This is a genomic window from Variovorax sp. 01T439_2 (genome assembly GCF_056398445.1).
In genome coordinates, this window is sequence record NZ_JBFTPJ010000123.1 from 1 (window position 1) to 9135 (window position 9135).

A 9135-nucleotide genomic window follows, 5' to 3' on the forward strand; every position below is an offset into this window, starting at 1 on the left:
AACGAACACCCTCCCAAAACCGCCGGCGCCTCGAGCCCCGGCGGTTTTTTTATGCCCTGACGATATCCACTCCAACAAGGAAAGCACCATGAGCACGAACACTGCCCCCGCCAGCGACAGCTGGTATGCGAGCGTCGAAAAAACCAGCAAGACCGACGACGAACGCATCAAGGACATCAACGTGCTGCCCCCTCCCGAACACCTGATCCGCTTCTTCCCGATCCGCGGCACGCCGGTCGAGACGCTGATCGAAGGCACCCGCCGCAGCATCCACAACATCATGGCGGGCAAGGACGACCGGCTGCTGGTGGTCATGGGCCCGTGCTCGATCCACGACCCGGCCGCGGCGCTCGAATACGCCCGCCGCCTCAAGGTGGAACGCGAAAAGTACGCCGGCACGCTCGAGATCGTGATGCGCGTGTACTTCGAGAAGCCGCGCACCACGGTCGGCTGGAAGGGCCTCATCAACGACCCGTACCTGGACGAGAGCTACCGCATCGACGAAGGCCTGCGCATGGCGCGCCAGCTGCTGATCGACATCAACCGGCTCGGCCTGCCGGCGGGCAGCGAGTTCCTCGACGTGATCTCGCCGCAGTACATCGGCGACCTGATCGCCTGGGGCGCGATCGGCGCGCGCACCACCGAAAGCCAGGTGCACCGCGAACTGGCCTCGGGCCTGTCGGCGCCCATCGGCTTCAAGAACGGCACCGACGGCAACATCCGCATCGCCACCGACGCCATCCAGGCGGCGGCGCGCGGCCACCACTTTCTCTCGGTGCACAAGAACGGCCAGGTCGCGATCGTGCAGACCAACGGCAACCGCGACTGCCACGTGATCCTGCGCGGCGGCAAGGCGCCCAACTACGACGCGGCCAGCGTCGAGGCCGCCTGCAAGGACCTCGAGGCCGCCAAGCTGCCGCCCACGCTGATGGTCGACTGCAGCCACGCCAACAGCTCCAAGCAGCACCAGAAGCAGATCGACGTGGCCAAGGACATCGCCGGCCAGATCGCCGGGGGTTCGAACCGCGTCTTCGGCGTGATGGTCGAAAGCCACCTGCAGGCCGGCGCGCAGAAGTTCACGCCGGGCAAGGACCAGCTCTCAGGCCTCGAATACGGCAAGAGCATCACCGACGCCTGCCTGGGCTGGGACGACTCGGTGCAGGTGCTGGACACCCTGTCGCAGGCGATCAAGCAGCGCCGGGGCTGAACAACAGGGTCAAAGCATCCCGGCCAGGTCCGGCCAGTGGTGCCGCATGGCGGCGGCTTCATCGCTGTCCGGCGGCACCAGGGAGAAGTCGGCGAAGTCGAAGCCCGGGCCGACCATGCAGGCGACCAGCGTGTAGTCGCCGCTCGCGTGGCCCTGGATCGGCCGGGCGGCCTGCCACTGGCCGGCCGGCACCACATGCTGGGGGCGCGTGCCGTGCRCATCGACCGGGCCCAGGCGCACATGGGCCGGCGCCGTGCGCAGCGCGGCATCGCAGGTCCAGAGCGCCAGCGGCACGCCTTCCAGGTGCACCCACACTTCATCCGACAGCACCCGGTGCCAGCGCGAATGCTGGCCGGCCTCGAGCAGGAAGTAGATGCTGGTGAGCGCGCTGCGCGGCGTGCGGCCGTCGGTGGGAACGACGCTCGCCGCCGAGCGGAACACCTCGCTGTACCAGCCACCCTCGGGGTGGGGCTGCAGCTTCAGGCTCTCGATCAGTTCGCGGGCGCGCATGGCCGTCATGCTGCGCTGGCCGCGCGCAGCGCTGCAAGCAATTTGTCGTGCACGCCGCCGAAGCCGCCGTTGCTCATGCAGACGATGTGGTCGCCGGGCCGCGCCGCCGCGACGATCTGCGCCACCAGCGGTTCGATGGCACCGGCCACCTGCGCGCGCTCGCCCATCGGGGCCAGGGCCGCGGCGGCGTCCCAGTCGAGGCCGGCCGTGTGGCAGAACGACAGGTCGGCCGCTTCCAGGCTCCACGGCAGCTGCGCCGCCATGACGCCCAGCTTCATCGTGTTGCTGCGCGGCTCGAAGGCCGCGAGGATGCGCTCGCCCTGCCGGCCGGCGTCGTCGAGCTTCTTGCGCAGCCCGTCGAGCGTGGTGCGGATGGCGGTGGGATGGTGGGCGAAATCGTCGTAGACGGTGATCGCGCCGCCGCTGCGCTCGACGCTGCCGCGCAGCTCCATGCGCCGGCGCACGCTCCTGAAGCTGCCGAGCGCGCGGGCCGCATCGGCCGGCGCCACGCCCACATGCTCTGCCGCCGCGATGGCGGCCAGCGCGTTCATCTGGTTGTGCAGGCCCGAGAGCTCCCACTCGACCCGGCCGACCGCCTCGCCCTGGCGCAGCACGTCGAAGGCGTCATGCGTGCCGCGGGCCTGCCATCCGCTGTTCGGACCGCCGGCGCCGAAGCGCGCCAGTTCGCTCCAGCAGCCCTCTGCCAGCACGCGCTGCAGGCTTTCCTCGGTGGCGTTCACCACCAGCCGGCCGGTTCCCGGCACCGTGCGCACGAGGTGATGGAACTGGCGTTCGATCGCGGCCAGGTCGTCGAAGATGTCGGCGTGGTCGAACTCCAGGTTGTTGAGGACCGCGGTGCGCGGGCGGTAGTGCACGAACTTGCTGCGCTTGTCGAAGAAGGCCGTGTCGTACTCGTCGGCCTCGATGACGAAGGCCGAACCGTTGCCGAGCCGCGCCGAGACGCCGAAGTCCAGCGGCACCCCGCCCACAAGGAAGCCCGGCGCCTTGCCGCCCTGTTCGAGCACCCAGGCCAGCATCGAGGTGGTGGTCGTCTTGCCGTGGGTGCCGGCCACGGCCAGAACATGGCGGCCCTGCAGCACATGCTCGGCCAGCCACTGCGGTCCGCTGGTGTAGGGCCTGCCGGCGTCGAGGATGGCTTCCATCAGCGGAAACTTGGGCGTGCCGTCAGCCAGCCGGGCCCTCGAAACCACGTTGCCGACCACGAAGACGTCGGGTGAAAGCGCGAGCTGGTCCGCGCCGAAGCCCTCGATCAGGTCGATGCCGAGCGACCGGAGCTGGTCGCTCATGGGCGGGTACACGCCGGCGTCGCAGCCCGTGACCCGGTGGCCTGCCTCGCGTGCCAGGGCGGCCAATCCGCCCATGAACGTGCCGCAGATGCCAAGAATATGAATGTGCATCGGCCGATTCTAGGGAGGCGGCAAGCGGTGTCCGCGCTCCCGTCCTCGTCCCCTGTACTGATGTTTGTGCGAGGGGCGCCGTACTGCGGGCAAAATGTCCCGATGGACACGTCCACCAAGCGCGAGATTGCCGCCGCCGCAGCCCGCCTCGTCGTCGAGGAGGGGCTGGAGTACGGCCCGGCCAAGCGCCGGGCGCTGCGCGACCTGGGCCTGTCCTCGCGCACGGCGCTGCCGAACAACGACGAGGTGGAGGCCGAGGTGCGCGACTACATCGCGCTCTATTGCGCCGACACCCAGCCACAGGAACTGCGTGCGCTGCGGCTGCTCGCGCTCGAATGGATGGAGCGCATGGCGGCGTTCCGCCCGCATGTGGGCGGCGCCGTCTGGCACGGCACCGCCACGCGGCTGTCAGACATTTATATTCAATTGTTCTGCGATGATTCCAAGTCGGCCGAGATTGCCCTGATCGACCACCACGTGGACTACGAGCCGCGCATGGTCACCGGGTTTCACGGCGAGCAGGTGGAAGCGCTGAGCGTGCATGCCGCAAGCCGCGCGCTGGGCGAGGAAATCGGGGTGCACCTGCTGGTGTACGACCTCGACGACCTGCGCGGCGCGCTCCGGCCCGACGCCCAGGGCCGCACGCCGCGTGGCGACCTCGCGGCGCTGCGCCGGCTGATCGAAAGTGAAAAGGACAAGTGAATGACTTCTTCGCCCACACGGCGAGGCCTCCTTTATGGCGGCGTGGCGGTCGCGGCCGCTGCGGCCGGACTGGGCGGCGCATGGTGGCGTGAGCGCGGCAGCAGCAGCCCGAAGGGCGAAGTGCTGGCCGCAAGCTTCTGGACGCAGCGCTTCGAGCGGCCCGAGGGCGGCGAACTGGTGTTTTCCGATTTGCGCGGCAAACCGCTGCTGCTCAACTTCTGGGCCACGTGGTGTCCGCCGTGCGTGGAAGAAATGCCGATGATCGACCGCTTCTTCCGCGAAAATGGCGCGAACGGCTGGCAAGTCGTTGGTTTGGCCATCGATCAGCCGAGCGCGGTGCGCAAGTTCCTGCAGAAGACGCCGGTCAGCTACCCCACGGGCCTGGCCGGCCTGCAGGGCACGGAGCTGGTCAAGAATCTCGGCAACACGGGCGGCGGGTTGCCGTTCACGCTGGTCCTGAACGGCACGGGCGAAGTGGCGGCCCGTAAAATGGGCAAGCTCGAAGCGGCCGACCTGGACGCTTGGCGGCGTGAACTGGTTCACGGTTAGAATCAGATACACACTCGGCATTAGCCGCCAATCGCTGAAAATCACCGATTTTCAGACAAGTTACATCCTATTGACCGGCAAAGTCGGCACTGGAGCTCCATGGATCTGCGCAAACTCAAGACACTGATCGATTTGGTGTCGGAATCCAATATTTCCGAACTGGAAATCACTGAAACCGAAGGCAAGGTTCGCATCGTCAAGGGCGGCGGCGCTGCCCCGGTGCAATATGTACAGACCGTGGCGGCTGCACCCGCTGCTGCTCCTGCCGCCGGCGCACCGGCAGCACCCGCGCTTCCCAGCGCCCCCGCACCTGAAGCGGCACCCGCCGGCCATGCGATCAAGTCGCCGATGGTGGGTACTTTCTACCGCTCTTCCAGCCCGGGTGCCCCGGCCTTCGTCGAGATCGGCAGCAAGGTCAACGAGGGCGACACGGTCTGCATCATCGAAGCGATGAAGATCCTCAACGAAATCGAAGCTGACAAGTCCGGCACGATCACCCAGATCCTCGGCGAAAACGGTCAGGCGGTCGAATACGGCCAGCCACTGTTCATCATCGAGTGACCATGTTCAAGAAGATCCTGGTTGCAAACCGGGGGGAAATCGCCCTCCGGATCCAGCGCGCCTGCAGCGAGCTTGGCATCAAGGCCGTGATGGTCTATTCCGAAGCCGACCGCGACGCAAAGTACGTCAAGCTTGCGCAGGAGGCCGTGTGCATCGGCCCGGCGCCCTCGTCGCTGAGCTATCTCAACATGCCGGCCATCATCTCGGCGGCCGAGGTGACCGACGCCGAGGCCATCCACCCCGGCTACGGCTTCCTGAGCGAGAACGCGAATTTCGCCGAGCGCGTGGAGCAGAGCGGTTTCCAGTTCATCGGCCCGACGCCTGAAAACATCCGTGTCATGGGCGACAAGGTCTCGGCCAAGCAGGCCATGATCAAGGCCGGCGTGCCGTGCGTGCCGGGCTCCGAGGGCGAGCTCTCGGACGACGCCACCACCAACAAGCGCATTGCCCGCGCCATCGGCTACCCGGTCATCATCAAGGCGGCCGKCGGCGGCGGTGGCCGCGGCATGCGCGTGGTGCACACCGAGGCCGCGCTGATCAACGCGATCCAGATGACCAAGGCGGAAGCCGGCGCTGCATTCAGCAATCCGGCCGTGTACATGGAGAAGTTTCTCCAGAACCCGCGCCACGTCGAGATCCAGATCCTGGCCGACAAGCACAAGAACGCGGTCTACCTGGGCGAGCGCGACTGCTCCATGCAGCGGCGCCACCAGAAGGTGATCGAGGAATCGCCGGCACCCGGCATCCCGCGCAAGCTGATCGAGAAGATCGGCGAGCGCTGCGCCGCGGCCTGCAAGAAGATCGGCTACCGAGGCGCCGGCACCTTCGAGTTCCTCTACGAGAACGGCGAGTTCTATTTCATCGAGATGAACACGCGCGTGCAGGTGGAGCACCCGGTGACCGAGTTCACCACCGGCATCGACATCGTGAAGACGCAGATCATGGTGGCGGCCGGCGAGAAGCTGCCGTTCACGCAGCGCCAGATCGAGATGCGCGGCCACGCCATCGAGTGCCRCATCAACGCCGAGGACGCCTGGAAGTTCACGCCGTCGCCGGGCCGCATCACCATGTGGCACCCGCCGGGCGGCCCTGGCGTGCGCGTCGATTCGCATGCGTACACCAACTACTTCGTGCCGCCCAACTACGACTCGATGATCGGCAAGATCATCGTCTACGGCGACACGCGCGAGCAGGCCATGGCGCGCATGCGCACGGCGCTGAACGAAACCGTGATCGAAGGCATCCAGACCAACATCCCGCTGCACCGCGAGCTGATGGTCGACGCCAAGTTCATGAGCGGCGGCACCAACATCCACTATCTGGAAGAGTGGCTGGCGGCGCACAAGCGCTGACCCACGAAACGACGCCATGTTCGAACTTCGCCTGATGGCGCCGGAAGACCGGGTCGAAACGGTCAGCGACGCGCTCGACGCACTCGATGCGCTGAGCGTGTCGGTGGAAGACGCCGATGCGCAGACCGATGCGGAGCAGGCGCTGTTCGGCGAGCCCGGCATGCCGCCGCCCAAGGAAGGCTGGCAGCGTTCGCGCGTGATTGCGCTGTTTGCCGATGAAGCGCTTGCGAAAGAGGCGGCGTCGGTGCTTGCGCTGCAGGACTTCTTCGAAGGCTGCGCGGTGCTCGGCGTGGCACCGGTGCCCGAGCAGGACTGGGTGCGGCTCACGCAATCGCAGTTCGCGCCGGTCGAGATCACGCCCGAATTCTGGATCGTGCCCACCTGGCATGAGCCGCCCGCGCAGGCAAGGCAGGTGATGCGGCTCGACCCGGGGCTGGCCTTTGGCACCGGCACCCATCCCACCACGCGCATGTGCCTGCGCTGGATCGCAAGGCAGGGTTCGTTCGCCGGCCAGCGCGTGCTCGACTACGGCTGCGGCTCCGGCATCCTGGCCATTGGCGCGGCGAAGTTCGGCGCGACCGACATCGATGCCGTCGACATCGACGAGGCGGCAGTGTCGTCGACCCGCCTCAACGCCGAAGCCAACGGCGTGCGCCTGAACGCCGGCCTGCCCGAAGCGGCCAAGGGCAACTACGGCACCGTGCTGGCCAACATCCTGGCCACGCCACTCAAGGTGCTTGCGCCACTGCTGCGCAGCCACGTGGCGCCCGGTGGATCGCTGGTGCTGGCCGGCATCCTCGAGCGCCAGGCCGACGAGCTGAAGGAAGCCTATGCGCCTTATGCCGCGCTCGAAGTCAGCGACAGCGAGGACGGCTGGATCCTCATGACGGCGCGCTGCTGAGGACGCACGCGCCTGCCGTTTCGCGTTTGATCCCACTGGCGCGGCGAGGGCCCAACCCTACAATCGCCCCGTCATGAGCCTCGTCACGCGCTGCCCCGCCTGTGCCACCACCTTCAAGGTGGTGCGCGACCAGCTTCGCATTTCGGATGGCTGGGTGCGCTGCGGACGCTGCAGTCACGTGTTCGACGCCACGCTCGACCTGCACGAGGCGCCCGATGGCCCGCCGGCCGCGAGCGCTGCGCCTCCCCCCGCGCCGGCACCCGCCGCGCCGACCGAGCCGCCGTCCTCCTCCGATGCGATCGAAGACGCGGATTTCTTCGACGACGAACCCGAGGATCGCGAACCGCCGGAGGCTGCGGCTTCCGAGGCCGAGCCGCCGCCAACACCGGAGCCCGTGCCTGCATCGGCACCTGTCTCCACGCCCGCGCCCACCTTCGCCTTGCCGGCGCACGGCATCGTCGCCGACGAGCTGTGGACCGACTTCGAAGCCAACGAGCCCGAATGGCGGCCGCCGGCGAGTTCGCTGCCGCCGTTTCCGAACATCGACCTGAATCTGGCGGCCCCGCCTTCGCCGCCGCCCCCGCCCGCACCGCCGTTGCCGGCCCTGCGCCTCAAGGCGCGCGAGATGGCGGCAACGGCCAGCGAGGAAGACGAAAAGCACGCGCCCGAACAAGACCGCGACCAGGTGCAGATGCAAAAGGCGCTGCGCCGGGCCCGCATCAAGTCGGCCAAGATTGCGAGCGCCAAGGCGCGCGACGAGCGCGCCGCCGCAAAGATGTCAGCCTCGATGGTGCGGGAGGCGAGCGAGCCCGAGCCGGGCCTGCTCCCTTCGCCTCTGCCGTCGGTCCGCGGCGATGCGGAAGATTCGGAGCGGCTTCCTTTTTCCGACGGCAACGAGAACTCGGGCCGTGACATTGCGGGTGTCTGGCAGCGGCCYGGGGTGCGGCGCTGGCTCTGGCTGCTGGCCGTGCTTGCCGTCCTGCTTCTGGTCGTGCAGGTCCTGCGCCACGAACGCGACGGCATCGTTGCGCGCCAGCCGAACCTGCGTCCCGCATTCGCGGGCCTGTGCCGCGTGACCGGCTGCGAGCTCACCGCGCTGCGGCAGATCGGCGACATCGTGATCGAGGGCGCGGCCTTCGCGCGCGAAAAAACCGGCAACAGCGACTACCGGCTCAGCTTCACGCTGCGCAATGGCGCGGCCGTTCCCCTGGCCAYGCCGGCCATCGAGCTTTCGTTGCTCGACACGCAGGAGCGCGCCGTGGTGCGACGCGTGCTGATGGCGGCGGACTACGGCGCACCGGCGGTGCTTGCGGCGCGCTCCGACCAGGCCGCGTCATTGCCGATGAGCTTGTCGGCAGCGGAGGCGGCCGCGCTGCCGCCCATTGCAGGCTACCGCGTCGAAGCGTTCTATCCTTGAGGCCTGGCTCGCGCCCGCCTTTTCATTCATCCACCCATTCCTACCCAACGGCTCACCCATGGCAGCAGTGATTTGCGGTTCCCTCGCGTTCGACACCATCATGACCTTCGAGGGCCGGTTCGCCGACCAGATCCTTCCGGACCAGCTGCACATCCTCAATGTGTCGTTCCTCGTGCCGGGCCTGCGGCGCGACTTCGGCGGCTGTGCCGGCAACATCGCCTACAGCCTCAATGCGCTGGGCGGCACCGCACTGCCGATGGCCACCCTCGGCAGCGACGGCGCCGACTACCTGGAGCGCATGCGCATGCTGGGCATCAGCACCGAGTTCGTGCGCCAGCTCGACGACACCTTCACCGCGCAGGCGATGATCATGAACGACGTCGACAACAACCAGATCACCGCGTTCCACCCCGGTGCGATGCAGCAGGCGCACCTCACGAAGATTGCCGCGCGTGAAGACATCCGCGTCGGCATCATCGCGCCCGACGGCCGCGAGGCGATGCTGCAGCATGCGGAGC

10 protein-coding genes are annotated in these 9135 nt (G+C 67.8%); 8 read left to right on the forward strand and 2 right to left on the reverse strand.

Translation table 11 applies throughout. The annotated features are described in order from the left end of the window. Positions 1-88 precede the first annotated feature (88 nt). Positions 89-1207, forward strand: a complete 1119-nt coding sequence (locus AC1DOC_RS08425; protein WP_012746093.1) for a 3-deoxy-7-phosphoheptulonate synthase — start codon at positions 89-91, stop codon at positions 1205-1207. Positions 1208-1216: 9 nt separating this feature from the next. Here the strand turns inward: AC1DOC_RS08425 and AC1DOC_RS08430 are convergent, their stop codons facing one another. Together AC1DOC_RS08430 and mpl are read right to left on the reverse strand one after the other, a co-directional pair. Further along, positions 1217-1726, reverse strand: a complete 510-nt coding sequence (locus AC1DOC_RS08430; RefSeq protein WP_478129655.1) for a cupin domain-containing protein — start codon at positions 1724-1726, stop codon at positions 1217-1219. After that, a complete protein-coding gene (gene mpl / locus AC1DOC_RS08435; protein WP_012746095.1) occupies positions 1723-3135 on the reverse strand; it encodes a UDP-N-acetylmuramate:L-alanyl-gamma-D-glutamyl-meso-diaminopimelate ligase in 1413 nt (470 codons plus the stop codon). Before mpl ends, AC1DOC_RS08430 begins: the two co-directional genes overlap by 4 nt. Positions 3136-3237: 102 nt before the next feature. Between mpl and AC1DOC_RS08440 the strand changes: the two genes are divergently transcribed. The 7 genes from AC1DOC_RS08440 to AC1DOC_RS08470 form a co-directional block, all read left to right on the forward strand. Further along, a complete protein-coding gene (locus AC1DOC_RS08440; RefSeq protein ID WP_012746096.1) occupies positions 3238-3837 on the forward strand; it encodes a hypothetical protein in 600 nt (199 codons plus the stop codon). Next, positions 3838-4386, forward strand: a complete 549-nt coding sequence (locus AC1DOC_RS08445; RefSeq protein WP_012746097.1) for a TlpA family protein disulfide reductase — start codon at positions 3838-3840, stop codon at positions 4384-4386. It abuts the gene before it with no gap. A gap of 99 nt (positions 4387-4485) precedes the next feature. Beyond that, entirely contained in the window at positions 4486-4947 is a 462-nt protein-coding gene (gene accB, locus AC1DOC_RS08450; protein ID WP_012746098.1) for an acetyl-CoA carboxylase biotin carboxyl carrier protein, read from the forward strand. A gap of 2 nt (positions 4948-4949) precedes the next feature. Next, a complete protein-coding gene (accC, locus tag AC1DOC_RS08455; protein WP_478129656.1) occupies positions 4950-6299 on the forward strand; it encodes an acetyl-CoA carboxylase biotin carboxylase subunit in 1350 nt (449 codons plus the stop codon). Positions 6300-6315: 16 nt separating this feature from the next. After that, complete coding sequence (prmA, locus tag AC1DOC_RS08460; RefSeq protein WP_012746100.1) at positions 6316-7200, forward strand: 50S ribosomal protein L11 methyltransferase; 885 nt, start codon at positions 6316-6318, stop codon at positions 7198-7200. Between the two features lie 73 nt (positions 7201-7273). Continuing rightward, positions 7274-8617 carry a zinc-ribbon and DUF3426 domain-containing protein gene (locus AC1DOC_RS08465; protein WP_478129657.1) on the forward strand — a complete coding sequence of 448 codons (1344 nt, stop codon included), beginning with the start codon at positions 7274-7276 and terminating at the stop codon, positions 8615-8617. A 58-nt stretch (positions 8618-8675) separates the two neighbouring features. Further along, positions 8676-9135, forward strand: a 460-nt coding sequence (locus tag AC1DOC_RS08470; protein WP_478129658.1) for a PfkB family carbohydrate kinase, incomplete at its 3' end; no start/stop codon positions are given.

What these genes read in the sequence shown, in the direction of transcription:
- prmA (WP_012746100.1), top strand. Translation starts at nt 6,316, where the DNA reads ATGTTCGAACTTCGCCTGATGGCGCCGGAAGACCGGGTCGAAACGGTC.
- mpl (WP_012746095.1), bottom strand. Translation starts at nt 3,135, where the DNA reads ATGCACATTCATATTCTTGGCATCTGCGGCACGTTCATGGGCGGATTG.
- AC1DOC_RS08440 (WP_012746096.1), top strand. Translation starts at nt 3,238, where the DNA reads ATGGACACGTCCACCAAGCGCGAGATTGCCGCCGCCGCAGCCCGCCTC.
- accB (WP_012746098.1), top strand. Translation starts at nt 4,486, where the DNA reads ATGGATCTGCGCAAACTCAAGACACTGATCGATTTGGTGTCGGAATCC.
- AC1DOC_RS08445 (WP_012746097.1), top strand. Translation starts at nt 3,838, where the DNA reads ATGACTTCTTCGCCCACACGGCGAGGCCTCCTTTATGGCGGCGTGGCG.
- AC1DOC_RS08425 (WP_012746093.1), top strand. Translation starts at nt 89, where the DNA reads ATGAGCACGAACACTGCCCCCGCCAGCGACAGCTGGTATGCGAGCGTC.